The 19,599-nt window shown below is 56.0% G+C and carries 15 protein-coding genes and 1 pseudogene; 4 read left to right on the top strand and 12 right to left on the bottom strand.

Translation table 11 applies throughout. The features are described from left to right. Positions 1-101 precede the first annotated feature (101 nt). Both MYS68_RS15455 and speD read left to right on the top strand, forming a co-directional pair. Positions 102-977 (top strand): ABC transporter ATP-binding protein, encoded by an 876-nt coding sequence (locus MYS68_RS15455; protein ID WP_248926701.1) that lies wholly within the window; start codon positions 102-104, stop codon positions 975-977. 146 nt (positions 978-1,123) lie between these two features. Next, positions 1,124-1,495 (top strand): adenosylmethionine decarboxylase, encoded by a 372-nt coding sequence (gene speD, locus MYS68_RS15450; protein WP_248926700.1) that lies wholly within the window; start codon positions 1,124-1,126, stop codon positions 1,493-1,495. Between the two features lie 128 nt (positions 1,496-1,623). Here speD and mtnK read toward each other — a convergent pair whose 3' ends face one another. The 7 genes from mtnK to ilvB all read right to left on the bottom strand — a co-directional run bounded on the left by mtnK (position 1,624) and on the right by ilvB (position 7,728). Then, positions 1,624-2,835 (bottom strand): S-methyl-5-thioribose kinase, encoded by a 1,212-nt coding sequence (gene mtnK / locus MYS68_RS15445; protein WP_248926699.1) that lies wholly within the window; start codon positions 2,833-2,835, stop codon positions 1,624-1,626. 168 nt (positions 2,836-3,003) lie between these two features. Next, complete coding sequence (locus MYS68_RS15440) at positions 3,004-3,930, bottom strand: spermine/spermidine synthase domain-containing protein (protein ID WP_248926698.1); 927 nt, start codon at positions 3,928-3,930, stop codon at positions 3,004-3,006. 125 nt (positions 3,931-4,055) lie between these two features. Continuing rightward, entirely contained in the window at positions 4,056-4,370 is a 315-nt protein-coding gene (locus MYS68_RS15435) for a DMT family transporter (protein WP_248926697.1), read from the bottom strand. Further along, the gene (locus MYS68_RS15430; RefSeq protein WP_248926696.1) at positions 4,370-4,711 is read right to left on the bottom strand and encodes a DMT family transporter; all 342 of its coding nucleotides are present in this window, start codon (positions 4,709-4,711) and stop codon (positions 4,370-4,372) included. Before MYS68_RS15430 ends, MYS68_RS15435 begins: the two co-directional genes overlap by 1 nt. After that, positions 4,708-5,304: a TetR/AcrR family transcriptional regulator gene (locus MYS68_RS15425; RefSeq protein WP_248926695.1), complete on the bottom strand. Its 597-nt coding sequence runs from the start codon at positions 5,302-5,304 to the stop codon at positions 4,708-4,710. The genes MYS68_RS15430 and MYS68_RS15425 overlap by 4 nt, the downstream gene beginning before the upstream one ends. Before the next feature lie 142 nt (positions 5,305-5,446). Next, positions 5,447-5,935 (bottom strand): acetolactate synthase small subunit, encoded by a 489-nt coding sequence (ilvN, locus tag MYS68_RS15420; protein WP_275983885.1) that lies wholly within the window; start codon positions 5,933-5,935, stop codon positions 5,447-5,449. Between the two features lie 2 nt (positions 5,936-5,937). Continuing rightward, the gene (gene ilvB, locus MYS68_RS15415) at positions 5,938-7,728 is read right to left on the bottom strand and encodes a biosynthetic-type acetolactate synthase large subunit (RefSeq protein WP_248926694.1); all 1,791 of its coding nucleotides are present in this window, start codon (positions 7,726-7,728) and stop codon (positions 5,938-5,940) included. Positions 7,729-7,877: 149 nt separating this feature from the next. Between ilvB and MYS68_RS15410 the strand changes: the two genes are divergently transcribed. Continuing rightward, positions 7,878-10,019 carry a helix-turn-helix transcriptional regulator gene (locus MYS68_RS15410; protein ID WP_248926693.1) on the top strand — a complete coding sequence of 714 codons (2,142 nt, stop codon included), beginning with the start codon at positions 7,878-7,880 and terminating at the stop codon, positions 10,017-10,019. Between the two features lie 101 nt (positions 10,020-10,120). Continuing rightward, positions 10,121-10,558, top strand: coding sequence for a DUF6843 domain-containing protein (locus tag MYS68_RS15405; RefSeq protein ID WP_248926692.1), 438 nt, complete (start codon positions 10,121-10,123; stop codon positions 10,556-10,558). A gap of 142 nt (positions 10,559-10,700) precedes the next feature. On the opposite strand, the gene MYS68_RS15400 is transcribed toward MYS68_RS15405, so the two are convergent. The 5 genes and pseudogenes from MYS68_RS15400 to MYS68_RS15385 form a co-directional block, all read right to left on the bottom strand. Beyond that, positions 10,701-12,743, bottom strand: coding sequence for a pectate lyase family protein (locus MYS68_RS15400; protein WP_248926691.1), 2,043 nt, complete (start codon positions 12,741-12,743; stop codon positions 10,701-10,703). Between the two features lie 14 nt (positions 12,744-12,757). Next, positions 12,758-14,056 carry a right-handed parallel beta-helix repeat-containing protein gene (locus tag MYS68_RS15395; RefSeq protein WP_420852226.1) on the bottom strand — a complete coding sequence of 433 codons (1,299 nt, stop codon included), beginning with the start codon at positions 14,054-14,056 and terminating at the stop codon, positions 12,758-12,760. Further along, positions 14,057-14,587 (bottom strand): annotated as a pseudogene (locus tag MYS68_RS38850) (3-keto-alpha-glucoside-1,2-lyase-like domain-containing protein); the annotation flags it as partial. It lies immediately after the preceding gene. 660 nt (positions 14,588-15,247) lie between these two features. Next, on the bottom strand, positions 15,248-16,237 hold the full coding sequence (locus MYS68_RS15390) for a glycosyltransferase family 2 protein (protein ID WP_248926690.1): 990 nt from the start codon (positions 16,235-16,237) through the stop codon (positions 15,248-15,250). Between the two features lie 46 nt (positions 16,238-16,283). Beyond that, positions 16,284-19,529: a phospholipid carrier-dependent glycosyltransferase gene (locus MYS68_RS15385; protein WP_248926689.1), complete on the bottom strand. Its 3,246-nt coding sequence runs from the start codon at positions 19,527-19,529 to the stop codon at positions 16,284-16,286. Between the last annotated feature and the right edge of the window lie 70 nt (positions 19,530-19,599).

The following is a 19,599-nucleotide window of genomic DNA, read 5'->3' as shown; positions in this document are numbered from 1 at the left end:
AGAAACAATGATAATCGTTATCATTTACTTGGATGTCATTGAGAATCATTATCATTATTTAATGATACATTCGGATTTGATTACGGCGGGGAGGCTTACCTATGACACGGTTATTTGCGGAACGTCTTCATATCGGCTACGGCGAGACGACCATCGTCGGCGATTTGAATTTGCGCATTCCGGACGGCAAAATCACGGCGCTTGTCGGGGCTAACGGATCGGGAAAATCGACGATATTAAAAACGATGGCACGCATTATGCAGCCGCAGTCGGGCGGCGTTTTTCTTGACGGCAAATCGATTCATCGGCTTCAGACGAAGGAGGTGGCGAAACAGCTGGCTATCCTTCCGCAAAACCCGACATCGCCCGAAGGGCTGACCGTAAGCGAACTCGTATCTTACGGACGTTTCCCGCATCAGAAAGGGATCGGTTCCTTCAGCCCCGAGGATAAGCGGATGGTTGCATGGGCGCTGGAAGTGACCGGCATGGGCGAATTTGCCGGGCGGCCGGTCGAGCGCATGTCCGGCGGACAGAGGCAGCGTGCCTGGATTGCGATGGCTCTCGCGCAAGGAACGGACATATTGTTTTTGGACGAACCGACGACGTTTCTCGATATGGCGCACCAGCTTGAGGTGCTCAAGCTGTTGGAAAAGCTGAACCGCGAGGAAGGGCGGACAATCGTCATGGTTGTGCACGACCTGAACCACGCTTCCTTATATGCGCACCATCTGGTGGCGATCAAGAAGGGGGCCGTCATTTACGAGGGCAGTCCGGCCGAGGTCATTCATCCGGAAATGCTCCGCGAAGTATTCGGTATCGAAGCGGATGTCATTGCAGATCCGCGTACGGGGGTGCCGCTCTGTTTTCCGTATGGGCTTGCGGGTGAGAGTACGCATGCTGCCCAAGAGAGCCCGCCGGCCGTTCCGGCATCGGCGGCACAGGAGCGTGTCGAGAGGGAAATGGCCGAAGTGGGATAAACGTATGACGGCAAACCGATAGACTTCTGGTCGTTCTGTATTAAATTTGGTCAATCTACCAGAGCATTCCGAGAGGAACTCCGTATCATAGAAGAGAGAGTGAAAGCTTTCAAATCCAGCCTACTTCAGAGGGGGCGGGCGCAGATATGGAGTATTCCACTTATGGAAGGCATATCGCAGTTGACGTTTGGGGAGTAGATTTCGACATTTTGAACGATGCGGAATCGCTGAGGCACATGATGACGGAAGCGGCCGATAAATGTATGGCCAAAGTGCTGTCGGTCCGTTCCGAATCATTCGATCCGAACGGTTGCACAATTGTTTTACTATTGTCGGAAAGCCATCTTTCCATCCATACTTATCCGGAAAAGCGGTTCGCGGCCATAGATTGCTATACATGCGGACAAAAAGCAGACCCGCAAGCAGCGATCGATTTTTTGGTGGAACAGCTCATGCCGGAGAAAACGTATGCGAAAAAATTAATCCGCGGCATCGGAGAAATCGAAGTCGTCGAATAATTTCCGTCAATGAAAGGAAATACGAATTTGCCGGCAAAAAAATAAACAAGCCATCCGTTTATTTGAGAGGCTTGTTTATTTTTGGCATAAAGGAGGTTGAGGCAGCAAACACTGGGGGCTTGTCCTCTCTAAATCATATCTGCAGCCAGCATCGCAGTGGATGTTATGTCGCCAACGGTTCGGATTTGTTTTCTTTCCAGGATGAGCTTCTGACCGATGTTCAAGGCCATCCTTTCGCATGCCGCCCGAAGGTTCGGATCTTTGATGCTTTCCAGGTCCGCCGCACGCACAAGGCCGATGACTCTGCTAATCATTATACAGCCGGCAAATCCGCAAGCATCCTCAAGAAGTTCATGGAGAACGTGATCCAGGGTTCCCGGAATGGCGGTCGTTCGTTCATTGACGCATTTTCCCCATAAATCTTCATATTGCTCGGTAAAATGCCCCCATATCTCTTCAACCGTCGCAAGCAGATACTTCTGATAATCGTTGCGTTCGCGAAGGTCCGCGCAATGTCCCGCCTGCGAAACATAGCTGAGCAGCAGGCTGCCGAACAACGTACCGATATCGAATCCGGCAGGTCCGTAGAAGCTGAATTCCGGGTCGATAACTTTCGTATCTTTTTCCGTGACCATAATGCTGTCGGTGTGAAGATCCCCATGGATCAGCGCCTGAGAATGGGTGAGAAAATGATGCTTCAATTTGGCGACCTCCAGCAGTAACGGATCATGCTGCCAAATCTCTTTCACCGTATCCTCGATCAGCGGGTTGAAACGGTTCGTTTCCGCGTCAAAATACGGATCGCTGAAAATGAGATCCTCCGATATTTTACACATGTCCGGGTTCGTGAACTGTACCATTTGCTGCTTTTTTTGCTGGGAGGTCAGGGAAAAATCGGATGTCAAAAAGAGGGTTCCGGCAAGAAAGGCGCCGATTTGGCTTGCAAAATGAAGATAGCGCTTACGGGCAAGGAGCTCTTTACGCAATATCATGTGGTTGGGTAAATCTTCCATTACCGTCAAAGCCATAATAGGATCGCTGTGATGCACTTTAGGCACTCTGTCCGGACAAAGCGTATGCTGAACTTTCAAAGCTTGGCCTTCGATCTGCGAGCGGTTCAGCGTCAAAGGCCACGACTCCGGGGCGACCCGCGGGTAAGGAAGTGCCTGCTTGATGATGATGCTTTGTCCCGACAGTTTGTCCGCAATGCGGAAGACGAGATTTAAATTGCCTTCCCCGATCTCCGTGCAACAAAGATGCGCCTCGGCAGGAAACAGATGTTTCAGCTTTCTGGCGTACATTAAGGCTTTATATTCATTCAGTTGTACGTACTCAAGCACGCCGGTTCTCCTCCTCGAAAAAAAAGCTTTACATCTATTCATAATCAAGAGAAAGAGATTTGGTGTGTGTGCCGGCGAAAATAATGAATGTAACCAGGCAGCGGACGAACCGGGCGAAAAATAGGGAAGAGGGCTGCAGCCCTCTGTCCGGACGTAAGCTTCATTGTCTTAGCGAGGGACCGCTTCTCTCTGATCCCGGCGGTAGTATTTGAACAAGCGCAAATTTTTCAAGCTGTTCGGCTTGGCTTCATATTTTTCGGAGGTCACATCGCTGGGCAATTTGAACAATGCGGACAGCTTTTTGGGGAGCGTTTCGGTGGGGACGTGTACTTTTTTGCCGGACAGGTTCAATTTGGAGAAAGAAGCGATCTGGAATCCCCAGTCTCCGAAGGAAGGCACATACACATAATAGCTTTTGGCGTTCATCCCGATGCTTCTTAGCGTATGGTAAATACTCCAGTACACACGCGGCATATCTTCCGTCGAGTTGGACTGGATGACCATGACGCCTCCCTTTGCCAACGATTTGGCTGCGCGCTGCAGAAATTCCTTCGTGTACAGCTTGCTGATCGCTTTATCGGACGGATCCGGAAAATCGATGATAATTACATCGTACGATTTGGCCGTAGGGAAAAACCGCCTTGCGTCCTTTATATGAACCTTGACGCGGCGGTCGTACAGGGAACGTTTATTCAAGGAGGACAGCGGCTTGCTTTTGGCGAGACGAATGATTTTCGGATCCAATTCGACAAGGTCGACGGAGCGGACGTCGCGGTATTTCAGCACCTCCCGCACAGCGAATCCATCGCCTCCACCCAAAATAAGCACGTTGCCGCGACCGGATGACAGCGTCATCGCCGGATGAACGAGCGCCTCATGGTAGAAGCGTTCGTCGAGCGAGCTGAACTGCAGCTGCTTATCCAAATACAGCCGCACGTCTTTCGCTTCGAGCAGCGTAATTTTTTGATAACGGCTCCTGCCGTTGTACAGAACCTTAGGCTTCCGTAGCCATAACTGCTTGAGCGTCTTCACATCCCAAATATCTCCGCGGACCGCGCGACCGGCGCTGCCGCGCTTGATTGATTTTCTCAGCAACTCGCACACCTCAATATCATTTAGTTTCCCGCAGGAACAGCTTGCATTCGAATCCACTTTCGCACACATGATATGATACGAGTCCCGGAAAAGTGTGGGCAAGCGTCGGCCCGAGCGCGAAATGATCAGGAAATCAGTTTAAGCCCGACGGCTGCAACCAGCACCATACCGATACACAGGATGCGGCGCCAGTCGTGCGATTCGCCGAAAAACAGCATGCCGACAAGCGCGCCGCCGGCGGTGCCGATCCCCGTCCATATCGCGTAGGCTGTTCCCATAGGCAGACTTCTCATCGCAAAGCTGAGGCACAGAAAGCTGAAGACGATGCCGATGCCGAACAGCAAATAAGCTTTCACATCGTTATCCCGCTTGATGCGGTTCATGCCGACGACACCTACGACTTCAAACAATCCCGCAACAAATAAGGATACCCATTCCATTAATGTTCCGCCTCCTTCGCAGCGGAGGAACCGCCGATTAATTTCAGTCCGATCACCCCTGCCAGCAGCATGGCAATAAGCAGAAGTTTCGCCGGCTGCACCGGCTCTGCGAAGAGGAGCATTTCGGCCAGCACCGTACCGGCCGTTCCGAGCCCGGTGTAGACGGCATAAACGGTGCCGACAGGCAGTTTAGCCGACGCGATAATGATCAAATAAAACGAAATAACCAGCGACGCGACGGTAGCCAGCCACGCCAAAGGATCTGCGGCATGCTTGAATCCGATCACCCACGCCGCTTCAAACAACACTCCGATAAGTATATAGATCCAGCTGCGGTTCATGTGTGTCCCTCCTTGATGTTTTGAATGCCCCGCCAGAAAATAAACCAGGATGCGTCTAACCTTTTCATCGAACGTTCCAGACCTCCGTACAGCATCTCCACAAACATGCCGTCCATGACCGCGGTAAAGGCAGCCGCCGCGCGTTCGATCGAAACATCGGGGTGAATCTGTCCGGAGCGCGCCGCCGCGGCAAATATCGGCATGAGCAAAAGTTCCAATTGGTCGAGGTATTGGTTGCCGTATTCCACGATTTCCCTTTGCAGGTGGCCGGGAGGAAAAAAAGCCATGCGCAAAAAAAACTTGGTATCGTCTCTTTGCTCGTACCGTTCCTTGTAACCGAGCAAAAAGCCGAGAAGCAGCTTGTCTGGAGACATCCCGCCGCTTTGCTTCAAGTATGCTTCGACGAACTGCAGCTCCTTTGCGGCCACTTCGCTGAAGACGGCGAGGAACAAATCGTCTTTCCCTTTATAATGAGCATAGATCGACTGTTTTTTGATCCCTACCTCGGCGGAAATGTCGGCGAGCGAGGCGCCTTCGTAACCGTTTTTGGCAAAATGCCGCAGCGCCGTTTCCCTGATTTTACCTGACGTCATTGAAATCCCTCCCTGACGAACGTTCGTCAGTTCATTAAAACACAAGAAGACCTTGATTGCAACCGTATTTTCAACAAAGGGGTGAAAAAAAACATCGGCATTGCGGATCCAAAGTTGAATCCGGACTGCCGATGCTGTGGAGTTAACGCATTCCCCGCGCCATGGCTATCGTGCCCACGCGTGTCTCTTCGATGATTTCGTACGGCTCGAGCAATTGTTTGAGCGCATCCAGCTTTTCCGCGCTGCCTGTTACCTGTACGATCATGCTTCCCGTTCCGATATCGATAATATCCCCGCGGAAAATTTCCACAGCGGCGACGATTTCGGGTCTTTGCTCCGGAACAGCGCTTACTTTCAGGAAGGCCATTTCGCGGGAAACCATCGGATTTGCATTTAAATGCTCGACGCGGATGACGTCGATGAGCTTCTCAAGCTGCTTGATGACCTGCGAGATTTGCGGGAGACCGCCTTTGGTGACGATAATCATCCGCGACAGGCCGGGCTGCTCGCAGCGGCCCACGGTGATGCTTTCGATGTTGAAGCTGCGGCGGCTGAACAAGCCGGCGATGCGCTGCAGCACGCCGGGATGATCGCCGACAAGCACGGACAGCGTATGCGTTTCCGTTATCATGGTCACGGCAAATCCTCCCTTGTCAAAATCATGTCTCTTAACGTTTTGCCCTGCGGGATCATCGGCAGCACAAGCTCGTTTTTGGCGACGATAAAGTCGATCAGCACCGGACCCTGAATGGCAAGCGCCTCCTGCCAGACCCGCTCCGCTTCCTCCTCGCTTGCCGCCTTGAATCCGGCTACGCCGTACGCTTCGGCCAGCTTGACGAAGTCGGGGCTGCCCGACAAATCGATGTGGCTGTACCGCCCGTCATAAATCAGCTCCTGCCATTGGCGGATCATGCCGAGCGATCGGTTGTTGATCACGACGATTTTGACAGGGATGCGGTGAAGTGCGCAAATCGCCAGCTCCTGCGCGCACATTTGCATTCCGCCGTCGCCGTTGACGGAGATGACCAGCTCATCCGGCCGGCCGATCTGCGCGCCGATCGCGGCGGGAAAACCGAAGCCCATCGTGCCGAGGCCGCCGGAGGTGATGATCGAGCGTGGCCGCGTGAACCGGTAAAACTGCGCGACCCACATCTGGTGCTGGCCGACGTCGGTGGTGACGATCGCATCGCCCCGCGTGGTGCGGCTGAGCATGTCGATCACGTATTGCGGCTTAAGCTCGCCCGGCTCGCGGCTGAAGGTCAGCGGGTACGTCCCGGCCATCTGCTTGATGCGGTTAACCCACTCTTGCCGCGGCTTTGACCATGCGGCCGCGGCGGCAGGAGAGCCGGCTGCCGCGGCGTCGTTCAAATAGCGCAGCACCGTTTCGATATCGCCATGAACGGGGAAATCGGTGCGGACGTTTTTGCCGATCTCCGCGGCATCTACGTCGATATGGGCGATGCGGGCGTGCGGCGCAAAGCCGTCCAGCCGCATCGTGACGCGATCGTCGAAGCGGGCGCCGAGCGAGATGAGCAGGTCGGCCTGCAGCACGGCGTTATTGGCGGTGTATGTGCCGTGCATGCCCGGCATGCCCATCCAGAGCGGATGCGAACTCGGGAACCCGCCGAGGCCGAGCAGCGTGGTGGTAACCGGAATTTGCAGCGCATCGGCCAAACGGACCAGTTCATCGGCCGCGTTCGCATGGACGACGCCGGCTCCGGCCAGGATGACCGGCCGCTCGGCTTCGGTTACCGCCGCAAGCAGATCTTCCGCCTGCTCCCGATTTAGCGGAAGCGAAGGCGAGTACCCGCGGACATCAATCGTATCCGGATAGCGGAACACAGTGTAGGCGGCCGATACGTCCTTCGGAATGTCGACCAGCACAGGGCCTTTGCGACCCGTTCCGGCGATATAAAACGCCTCCTTGATCGTCCGGGCCAAATCGTTCACGTCGCGGACGAAATAGCTGTGTTTCGTGATCGGCATCGTGATGCCGACGATATCGGCCTCCTGAAACGCGTCGGTGCCGATCAGCGAGGTCGCCACGTTGCCCGTAATGACGACGAGCGGCACCGAATCCATATACGCTGTGGCGATGCCCGTGACGAGGTTTGTCGCTCCCGGGCCGGAGGTGGCGAGGCATACACCCGTTTTGCCGGTCGCTCTCGCGTAGCCGTCGGCGGCATGTATCGCGCCTTGCTCGTGGCGTGTCAGCAGATGCCGGAAGTCATCGTTGCCGTGCATTGCGTCGTAAATATAAAGCACCGCACCCCCGGGATAACCGAATACGCAATCGACGTCTTCGAGCAGCAGCGAACGCAGCAGCGCTTCCGAGCCGCTGACCGTGTCCGGTTTCAGCAGCTGCTGCCGGAGCCGCTCTTTCGCTGCCGATCGGTTGTTTTGATCAAGCCGCGTTTCTCTCATGGTTCGTTCTCCCCCTAAAATTGAAGATGTTTTCTGACCCCTGGCCTAAATCTAACATGAGATATAAGAAGCCTGGCACTATCCAACCGGAGATTTCGATAGTATACTTTTAGTTACACTTTTATTGGGGTTTTGCGGAGGTGTAAGCCGTGAACGATTTGGAGAGAGACGGTCGGAAGGGAGAAAGCATCGGGCGGACGGTGGCGGACTGGAACCGCCGTGTCTTTGTCGGACGGGAACAGGAGCTGGCTATATTCGGCCGGCTGCTGGACGGCACGCTGGGCGAGAGGCTGCTGAACGTGCACGGGACGGTAGGCTGCGGCAAAAGCTTTTTGCTGGAGGAGTTCGGGCGCAGAGCCGAGCAGGCGGGCGCGCTTTATTTGCCGCTTGGCGGCGGGTGGGGCTTCATGCGTTCGCCGGAAGCGGTCGTTCAGCGTCTGGGGCAGAGCTTGCAAGCTGCCGGGATTTCGGCATCTGCACCGGCCGGATCGGTCGGAGAAATCGACTGCATTGCGGCGATCAATCGGGCGGCAGGGGAGCGGAAGGTGATTCTCGCTTTCGATCATTATGAACAGGCGGGCGCGATGGACGGCTGGCTGAGAGAGGCGCTGATTCCCCGGCTGCAAGAGGAAGTGCTCGTCATCTTGTGCGGCCGGCAGCCTTTGGCCGGACCATGGCGGTTGAATCCGGGATGGCGCCAGCTTCTGTGCGACATGCCGCTGGCGGAGTTCCGCGAGGAGGAGACGGCCGAGCTTTTGCGCCGGCACGGAGTGATCGGTGAGGAGGCGCTCCGGCATGCGATGGTGGAATGCCGCGGCAACCCGCTCGCCCTTTCCCTGCTGCTTGCTACCGCGGATCCGGCGCGTCCGCCGGCGGCGGGAACTAACGAGCAGTATATCCGCCATTTGGTGCGCCATGCGCTGGATGACATTCGCGATAATGAGCTGCTGGAGCTCGTCAGGGCGGCTTCGATAATCGCCTATTTCAACGAGGACAGCTTGGAGTCGGTGCTCGGGCGGCCTGTCGGCGGCCTGCTGTTCGACCGTCTTGTCGGCTTGTCCTATGTGCATAAGACGGATCGCGGATGGACGATGCACGAGGTCATCCGGGAGGCGGTCAAGGAGGAGCTGCGCCTGCGCAAGCCGGCATCGTATAAAGAGATGGCGGAACGCTGTGCGGCACTGCTGCTCCGGGAAATCGGGCAAGGCGTTGCCGGGCCGGATGCAGCCTGGAAAACGGTGGAGCTGATGAGCTACGCGGACAACCCGCTGCTGCGGGCGCACTACCGCCATTCACGAGGCTCGTCGCATTATGTCGAACCTCTGCAGATGAGCAATATCGAGGAGGCCGAGCGGTATTTGATCCGGCGCCGGGAGCTGGCGAAGGATACGGTCGTCCGCTGCGCCGATGCGCTCACCGGCGCCGTGTTCGAGTATCGGCTGAGCGCGGAGGAGACGCTGTACCGGCTGTCCGGCCTTGAGCTGCGGCGCTGGATGGCGCTGGAGCCGGGAGCGGTGCTGCTGCTGAAGGAGCCCGGCGGCGAGATGGTCGGTTTGTTCGTGATCGTGCCGATTCATCTGGGGACGATCGGGGAGCTGCGGCGGGGGCCGGTGTCACAAGCTTTCTTCGAGCAGGCGGACAGCCTGCTGCTGAAAATGTTGTATGTGCCCCGGGAGGAAAGTCCGGGCTGGTTTATCCGCGCGATTGACGTAACGGACATGGCCGACGATTCGCTGCGCTCCGCGAGCGTCCGCGTGACGCTCGAATATGCGCTGGAGGGCAAGCTGCTGCTGGCCTCGCCGCCGGCGCTTGATTTTTACCGCGACGGTCATAGGGGACTCGGCTTCGAGCCGATCCCGGGCATCGTCCACTACGACTACGACGGCTCGACGCCGGTGCCGACACTCATGATCGATACGCGCGGCTCCCGCCGCATCGATTATTTGCGGCGGCTGCTCAAGCTGTCCGCCCCGGATGCCGCATTCGCTGCGGGGGAGGCGGGCGAAGGAGCTGCGGCAGCGCGGAGTGGGCCGGACGGTGCGGCCGGGCGCGCCTTCGCGCAGGGGCTGTCCGCCCCTGCGGAGTTTGCGCTGCGTCCGAAGCGTCCGGCGCTGACCGAGCGGGAGCGCGAGGTCGCCGGGCTGCTGATCGAAGGCGGAACGAACGCGGAGATCGCCGCGAAGCTGTACATCAGCGAAGCCGCGGTGAAAAAACATCTGAACGCGATGTTCCAGAAGCTGGCGGTGAAAAACCGCACCCAGCTCGTCAAAACGCTGTTGGAAATGCCATAGAGCTTAAATCCGAATACCTGCCCTGCCGGTTGATCAGCGCAACATTTCCTGACCGTCCTTCGTCTTTATTTAAAACGGCCCACGGACAAAGGATGATCAATTTGGCTAAAAATCGGATTATTGCGTTTGGCATTGCTGCGGCTGCCTTTATTATCGCCGGGTATTGCATTGTATTTTGGCCCTACAAAACCTCTGTGACGAACGATATTTATTTAATACCCGAAGGCTTTGAAGGCGACATTCAGGTTAACTATAACGTTGCGGGCGCCCCCGGGCTCGCAAAGGAAGGGAAATATGACGTCATTCCGATCCGCGCGGACGGAACCTACGATACTTCCAAGCCCGATATGGAATACGGAATTGTAACGGATCAATATTTTTACATCAGCCGCGACGGACAAAGAACGCCGATTGACAGAAGCTGCGTCCATGTCGGAGGAAACGGCGAATCTTCAACAGGATTAACGTCTATCAAGCATAACTATTTGAAAATAACCCGTACCAAGTGCGGCGACGATTTCAGAGCCTGGGGCAACTAAAGACGGGTGAGGATGGTCAAAAAATGGCAATAAAAAGCCACCGGCAGGCCGGTGGCTTTTTTCAACTCCGGAATTATAAATGATCCGCGGAACTGATGGAATTCACTTTACTACAAGATTAACCGAGGGCCAAGTTCGCGCATCAGTAGCTTGTTTTCAGCCAGTTCGTTTTCGTCCAGCTCAGCTTCCCGGCTCCGGCGCCGTCCGCTGCGGTCAGTCTCGCCTTCAGCGTCGACGGATCGTCGGGAGTGTAGCTGTAAGGAAGCGACGTAAAGCCGTTCCAGGAGAAAGCTTTCGGCGTTGCCGGTACGGGAGCAAGCGGGCTGCCCGACGATTCGCTGCCTCCACGGAACGAGGAGCCGTCGAGCGAGTACATCGTATCCAGCGCGCGGATTTTGCCGGTATAGGATGCATCGCTTGGATCGGTCTGGTTGTTGCGGATCGGGTATACGACATCGATGATTTGCGATTTTTCCACAAGCACCGCTCCGTCTTCGGTCGAGATAGCGCCGTTGCTCGTTACGCCGAAGTGGTAGCCTTTGCCGGAAATGGCCGTGGCCATGTCGGAGGTTATTTTCTTGCCTGCCGCCCGGGCATCCGCCGCATCCATGACGATATTGTATGCGTGGGCGTTTCCGCCTCTAAGGCGCGGCATCCGGTCCTGGATATCCTTGTAGTAGTTATGATGCATCGTAATTTCCAAATCGGCGTTATCGGAAGCAAATTCCGTCGACCCGACGAGATGGCCTTTCTTCTGGCTCGCCGCGATCGCGATGATATCGTCCTTGCTGAGCAAGGTGCGCAAATAATTGTACATCGGGTAAGCGGACTTGTTCGCTTCCATAGCGTTGATCTGCTGGGTGACGAAGCTGCCCGCGCTGCGGTCGTCGCCTTTGAAGGTGGACCAGGAGATGGTCACGCCGCTGCTGCCTTTTTTCACGTCGACAAGTCCGTCGTAAGCTTTATTGAACGTGCAGTGGTCGATCCAGACTTTGCTGCTGGCGCCTTCCACCGTGATGTAATCCCAGTCGTTTTTGTCGTAGTCGCCCTTGGTCGCTTCGTCCCATTCCCACAGCTCGTCAAACTCGAGGTTGCGGATGACGATGTTGGAGCTGTATTTGATAATAAAGCCGGCGTGTTTGATTTTCGCGCCGTTAGACGAGAAGATCGTCAGTCCGTTAAAACTGTCGATATAGACTTTGCTCACTCCGGTGCTGAGCAGCACGGGATGGGTTAAAGGAGCATTGGCCTGCGAGAACGGCGAAGTTTGTGCAGCGGAAGGGATTTCCTTCCATCCCAAATTCAAATCGTTCATGATTTCAATGACCTTTACGCCGGAACCTTTCTTTAAAGCGGCCGCGAGGTCGGAAGCGTTGTACACCTTTTTGTAGCGGGCCGTATCCGTCTCGGCAACGCTGCCTCCACCGGTGTTGCCGGCCGAGAACCCGGTCAGGTTATAAACCGCAAGCGATCCATCCGGTATTGGTGTTGGTGTCGGTGTTGGTGTCGGCGTAGGCGTCGGGGTCGGAGTAGGTGTCGGCGTAGGCGTCGGGCTAGTCGAACCGAAATCCGACACAACGATATTGTCGAACTTGGTTTGCGCCTTCCAGCCGATCAGACCGATAGCCCCGCTTGTCAGGCTGCCGTCGGTTGCCGTAAGCTGCAGGGTGCCGTTCACGTACATTTTGAGCGAAGTGCCCTGCATCTCCAGCTTCACTTTATAGATCGTACCGGTCGCCAACGTAAAAGCTTTGCTCGCCAGCACGGTGGTGGAGCCGCTTACTTTCCTGCGAAGCTCCAACGTTCCGCCGTTTGCGATATCAAGCGAAGCGCCGTAGTAATTATTGCCGTCCTTGTACCGACCGGCGACGATCGCCCTGCTGCCGTTGAAGTTGGCTACATTGACGTCGGCTTCCACACTGTAGTCCGTCCACGATTGGCTGCCCGCCATCGCGCGTCCTTCGCTGCTTGTGCTTGACTGGTAGTACACGTAGTTGCCGTTATCCTGCACAACCGACCAGCTGCCGTTGTTCACCGTCCAGCCGGAAGCGTTGCCGTCGCTGAAATCGTCGCTGAACAGACTGGCCGCATCGGCCGGGGTCACCGGGACCGCCGCAAATATGGAAATACCAAGCACCAGTGCTGTGAGTAAAGAGAGTCCTTTTTTCATTTTCCGAACATTCATGTAAGCTCCTCCTGTCATGGGGCGATATAGCCGATATCCGTACCGCCAGGTGTACCTGCTCCCTTCAAATCGCTTCCCGCAGCAAGCTTCAGGAAATTGCCGAGATTCGGGGAACCGTTCGCATTGCGCGTCAAGGAAGGCGTGAGGCTGACAAAATCCGCATCGCTTGCCACCAAACCTTTGGCGTTCACGCTCGCGCCGTTTTTCCACCATACGTTGGTGCCGGATACGTCGGTGCCGCTCGTTTTGTCGCTTGCTCCGCCTTTGTAGGACAAGTTGTTCGTGAATTGATGCGTGCCCGAGTCAAAAGCGAAGTTGCTTTGGCCGTTCGCATAGGAAGTATTGTTCGTCATTTGGATCGAACCCGGATTGCTGTTGTACGTGAAGCCGTGTTTTTTGTTTTGATAAGCGACGGAGTTGATCACGATATGGTTCACGCTGATTTTTTCCCCGCCGAGCTTAAAGCCGTTGCCGTCGCTGTTGCTGGTCGATTGACCGCTGGAGGTTTGGCCGTTGTGATGGGCGACGCTGTTTTTGATCGTCACCGGCGAAATCGCACCCGTGTCGGATTTGGTATACAGATCCCAACCGTCATCCGTGTTGTAAGCCGCTATGCAGCCGTCAATGATATTTCCCGGACCGACCGTCAGTTTGATCGCGAAGCCGTCGGCATCCTCGCCGTTGTCCGGATCGAAGTTGTCATGCGAATAAACGTTTACGATTTCATTGTAGCTGGGCCATTCGGCTTTTGTAGCTGAAGAAGCGTAGCGGCTGACCTGCACCCCGGAGTCCCGGTTATTGTGCACGTCGAGGTTTTCGACCCGATTGTAATTGCCGGAGATAAACAGGCCGTTGTCGGCGGCACCTTTGATTTCCAAACCTTTGACGACCCAATAGTCGCCGTTCAGCTGCAGCCCTCTGGCATTGGCGGATACGTCGGAAGAGTTGTACGGTTCGGAGGAGAAATCCAAAACGGGCTTCTCAGAGCCGTAAGCCAAAATCTGCTTCTTGGCGCCGGACGTCCCGTTGTTGCCGCGTGCCACCGTGACGGCGTTCGAGTATGAATACGTTCCGCCGCGCATATAGATCGCGCCGCCGGGGGCAATTTTCGTAATGGCGGCCTCAAGCGTAGTCGGCGAATCGATCGTCCCGCTGTTTCCGGCCGATCCGTTAGGCGCAACGTAAAGCACGGAAGACGGCGCAGTTGTCGGAGTCGGCGTTGGTGTAGGTGTTGGAGTCGGTGTAGTCGTAGGAGTTGGTGTTGGTGTCGGAGTCGGAGTCGGGGACGTCGACCCGAAGTCGGAAACAACGATGTTGTCGAACTTGGTCTGCGCTTTCCAGCCGATCAGTCCGATGGCCCCGCTGGTCAGGCCGCTGTCCGTCGTGGTAAGCTGCAGCGTGCCGTTCACGTACATGTTGATCGTCTGGCCCTGCAGCTCAAGTTTTACTTTATATGTCGTGTTCGTCGAGAGAGCGTATGCCTTGCTTTTCAAAACTGTCGAGGAACCGCTTACTTTTTTCCGCAGCTCGAGCGTTCCGCCGTTGGCGATATCGAGCGACGCGCCATAGTAGTTGTTGCCGTCCTTGTATCGCCCTGCGACGATCGCCCGGCTCCCGTTAAAGTTTGCAACGTTCACGTCCGCTTCGACGCTGTAGTCCGTCCAGCTTTGGCTGCCCGACGTAGCGCGGCCTTCCGAGCTTGTGCTCGATTGGTAGTACACGTAGTTGCCGTTATCCTGCACAACCGACCAACTGCCGTTGTTCACCGACCAACCGGAAGCGTTGCCGTCGCTGAAATCGTCGCTGTACAGCGTTGCCGCACTCGCCGGAAGCAAACCGGACATAAGCGTGAAGCCGAGAACCAAGGAAGCCAGAACCGAAACTTGCTTTTTGCCGCCTAACATTTTGACCATCACGTTTTCCTCCTCTTTTTTTGAAATGGCAGTTCATGTGCTTTACGCGTCATGCAAAACATCCTGAACGTGCAGTTCATCTTCTACGCCGCATCCCGCAATGTATCGCCTCCTTATCGGCTTCGGGTTGGAAATACGGTGAAAAACGGTCGCTTCGTGTCCGGATCGTACTTCCGATCGCTCTTTCGGTCACAAAGGCGACCGCTAGCGCTTCTCCGGTACGATTCCATCCACTCCGCTTCTTTTCCACCGAACCGTTAGAGGCGGCTTCGCCGTCGCCTCCAATTTCATTATCTCTGCCGGCGCATTACTTTCAATCGACTTCAAATAACCAATTGAGCCGCTGCCCCATCAAGAGAAGCGCCCAGCCTGCCATTTTTCCGCCAAATAAGCCTGTCCGCGGCAATTTGCCGCATTTTCGAGCGTTTTAACCGGTCATATGATGTACAGTAAACAAGTCAAAACTTGTGCATCGGCATCCGATAACTTTGGGGGGAGAGGGGAGGGAAGGGAAAAGAAAGGGCCAGCCGGCCGGGAAAAGCTGCACGAAAAAACCCGGTGCCGGAAATCCGCACACCGGGTTCTGCCGTTTTACATGTGGACGATCTTCTCCGCAATCCGGTTTGGCTCGGATGCGGCATGTTCGTCAAATCCGATTTTTTCCTGAAGCACATACAGCGGACGCCCTTTCGACTCGTCGTAAATCCGCCCGATGTACTCGCCGATAATGCCCAAAATCATCAGCATGATCCCGTTGAAAAACAGATTGAGCGCAATAAGCGACGCCCAGCCGACAATGGTCGTATCCGTAAACAGCTTTTGCCACAGCACGACCATCAGATAAAGGAAGCTGAGGCCCGATAGCGTAAACCCGAGGTACGACGCCAGCCTAAGCGGCTTGAAGGAGAAGGAGACGATCGCGTCGCTGGCGAACCGAAGCATTTTGCGCAGCGGGTATTTCGTTTCGCCCGCCCAGCGCTGCTCACGGACGTAACGGACGGCCGTTTGGCGAAAGCCGATCCAGCTGACAAGCCCGCGCACGTACCGGTTTTTTTCCTTCAGCCCTTTCAGCGTATCGCATACCTTTCGGTCGATCAGCCGGAAATCGCCCGTATCCACCGGGATTTCGAAGCTGGTCAGCGAGCGGAACAGCCGGTAGAAGAGGGCCGCCGACCATTTTTTGAACAGCGTTTCCCCGTTGCGCTTGATCCGCTGCCCATACACAACGTCGTAGCCCGTCTTCCAGAGGCGAATCATCTCCGGTATGACTTCCGGCGGATCCTGCAGATCCGCATCAATGACGATGACCGCTTGCCCTTGCGCATGGTCCATGCCGGCCGAAATCGCAATCTGGTGCCCGAAATTTCGCGAAAAGCTCAAGAGCCGCACGCGGGGGTCGTTCCGGCACAAATCCAGGACGACTTGCCGGGTCCGGTCGCGGCTGCCGTCATTGACGAAAATAAGCTCGTACCGCTCGTCCAGCGTCTCCATCACCTCGGACAAACGGCTGTACGTTGCCTCGATCACTTCCTCTTCGTTATACATCGGAACGATAACGGAATAGCGGATGTCCGCCGACATCAGGCTCCCTCCTTAGCGAAAAAAAAACGCCTCATTTTACACCCGCCTACGAGAAAAATATCCATTGCTTCGACCACCGCAGAAAATGCTCCGCATAAGCTTTTGAAACCTGCAGTCCCGATAAAACCGGATAAAACATCACAAACACGGCGACGACTGCAGCCAAATACGCGTGCAAATAACGTTTCCTTTGCGGATAAGCTTCCTCCAGCCGTTTATAAAAGTACACGATGGCGAGGATGCCGAACGGCACCATGGCGAAGTAGTGGTAAATAAACGTCAGCCTCGTGACCAGCATCCACGGCGCATATTGGGTCGCGAACGCAGCGGCGAGAAACAGAGGCACCCATTCCCGCTTGCGCCAAGCGGCGTAAACGGCGCAGACGATGGCGATAATCCCGGGCCACCATACCAGCGGGTTGCCGATCGCGACGATGCTGGAAATTTGTCCCGGCGGCAGCTCGGCCGCGCCGTAATACCAAACGGGCTTGCTCATCAGCGGCCACTGCCACCACGAGGAGCTGAACGGATGGGTCGCCTGCAAATGCGCATGATACTGGAACATGTTTTTTTGATAGGCCCAAAGGTCGGTCAGCGCATGTCCCGGCCCGGGAACGAGCATAAACGGTATGTAGGACAATACGTAAATACAAACGGGAACGATAACAAAAAAGCCGATGCAGGAAACGAGCGTCCAAAGCGTATACTTCGGAAACACGGCGGCCTTGTGGCGAAGCTGCGCCGTCCTCTCAGCGCCCGCATGCGGCGACCGCAGCTCCGATAGCGCTGAGCGGTACTCCCGGTATCGCTGGAGCAACGCTGCAAACAGCAGCAAGGCGAGTCCGGCGCCTCCGTACAGCGCAATCCATTTCGACGCCACGCCAAGTCCGAAAAACAGCCCGGACAAGGCCAGCGGCACCAAGGTTCTGGCCAGAGGCGCCGTATAAAAGTTCGTCCCGCAGTACCGGTACATAAAATAAAACATCAGCATGATAAAAAAGACGGCATACACGTCGATCGTGGCGATCCGGGACTGCACGAAGTGAAGCGAATCGAAGGCAAGCATCAGCGCCGCTGCGAACGCGTACTCCGTTTTGCCGAACAGCCTTTTTGCAAACAGGTACATGACCGGAATCATCGCGATGCCAAACAGCGTTCCCGCGATTCTCCACCCGAACGGGTTCATCCCGAAAAGAACCGTGCCGAGGGCGATAAACAGCTTGCCGAGCGGTGGGTGCGTCGATTCGTACGGCTCCATCCGGTGCAGGTGCTCGTACGCCGTGCGGGCGTGATAAACTTCGTCAAAGTACATCCCGTTCAAGAAGGTTTGCCGGTAAGCGGCCCGCTCCGGCTCGTCGAACAGCGCTTGCGCGCCGGGGCCGCTCTTGTCCTGTACGATGCCGGAGATCGGCAGCGGAGTCTCGTGCTGCGGCTCGAACAGCGCGATTTCGTACAGCGTAACCCCCGGCCGGTCGGCCGTAATTCGCACATAACGTCCCGAAGCGTTCGGGGCTTTGATCTGCCAGGTGAACACCTTGTACACGTCAAGCTCCTGGGTTACGGGATCGCGCCACGTCTGTCCGTCGTCGGAGAACGACATCGTCAGGGAGCCTTCGCCGATTCCCGGATACAGGCTGATCCGCTCGATCGTCCGCTTCGCGCCGAGATCGGCGACGACGCTTGCTCCGGGCGTTTCCGGCTTCCAGTACGTCTGCGGTGACTGCAGCGAGCCGAGCCGGAACAGAGCGAGCACCGTATACGCGAGGACAAGCCCGCCAAGCAGCAGGGTATCCTTCCTGCGCCAGTTCAGCGGATGTTCGGTCATTTCCGGCAGCCGGCTGCTCCTGCCGTTTACGGAGGATGGCCGATGCAGACGGTGCGAATTTTCCGACGAAACCGCCACTTCTGTAACGGCCCCCTTTACAAGGAGCTGCCAAAGCAGATGGCAAAAATAAGCGAACAGCGCCACGCCGGCAGCGGAAACGGCAACGAGGACGGGATCCCACTTCGGCGTGAAGTAAACTTTCCGGTAGCTTTCCAGCAGGACATGCGCGACGTTGATGAAATGCGTGAGCGTCATGCCGAAATAAACGTGAAGCAGTCGGCGGTCCTTCCAATATACAAAGCCGAGCAGCACGAGGAGCAGCGGATAATACGAGTAGCGCTCGTGCATTTTGGTCATGCACAGAAATACGCCGGCCAGCAAAAAGGCCGCGATCGGAAGCAGCCGGGACTCGTCCCGCCCGCCTTTGAAATAAAGGAGCGCGGCGTAGCCGTAAACGGCGCACATTCCCATTATTCCCCATATTTTGAACGGTAAAAACAGGAACGTCTCGCTGGCGGAGATGAAATTTCCTCCGAACAGCGCTTGCAGATTGTAAGCGTTCAGGCTCGCATACGGGTACGAAGACAACGTTCCGTAATAAAGCTTGAAAATCCAGAGCGGCCCTTCCTGCAGGCTGAACGGCAAAATGATCGCCGCGAATGCGGCGATGCCGCAAAGGCCGCTCACCGCAAGCTCCGTGACGCCGCGCCTTCGGACCGCGTACATGGCGAGCAGCGGGGCAAGCAGAAGCGCCTGCGGCTTTACAGCTAAAGCCACTGCATATATGCCGGCGGCCCCTTTGAGCTTGCCCTCCGCCAGGAAGACCAGAAACAGCGCGACCCACAGCATGAAAAACGAATCCACCTGCCCCCACGCGGCGGAATTCACGATCACCGCCGGGCTGAGCGCATATAGGGCCGCAATGCCGAAAGCGACCTCCAGCCGTAAGCGTTTCTTGGCCAACCTGTACAGCAAGTACGCAGTGAGCGTATCCGCCAGCATTGCGGGCAGCTTTATCAGCCCCAGCATCAGCGGCGAACCCGTAGGGATTGCCAACGCTTTTTGCAGCAAACCGACGATAAACAGCACATAAATATACCCCGGTGGGTAGTCTGCAAACATGCCTTGTGAGTAAAAGCGGGCAAAGCCGTTGGACGCAGCGGCATGAGCCCAGGCCTTGAACGTGTTCACGTCCGTTTCGTACCCGGTCGTGCTCACCGCGATCGCCAGCCGAAGCGCCAGCCCCGCGGCAAGGCAAATAAGCAAGTACCGGTCCGCCCGTTTCCCGTCATGCTGCAGCCATGCGTGCGGAAACACGCTGCGCCGAATGAATCCGTAAAGCAGTGCGAACATGAGTCCGGCTATCGCAATAAGTATGATGGGCCAAGCCCTCCTTTCCGCCTTCCTATCCTTTAAGTGTAGTGCCGGCGCGTCTTGACCGCAATGATCTTTTTCCAACTTTTCCAAAGCGGCCCGCCGTTTTAGGCAAGTTTTATAATGTTTATGGCAAAGCCCGATAATGGTAACTGTCTGCAAG

It is taken from the genome of Paenibacillus hamazuiensis, assembly GCF_023276405.1.
Taxonomy (GTDB): Bacteria; Bacillota; Bacilli; order Paenibacillales; family NBRC-103111; genus Paenibacillus_AF; species Paenibacillus_AF hamazuiensis.
This window is presented reverse-complemented; position numbering and strand designations above follow the sequence as displayed.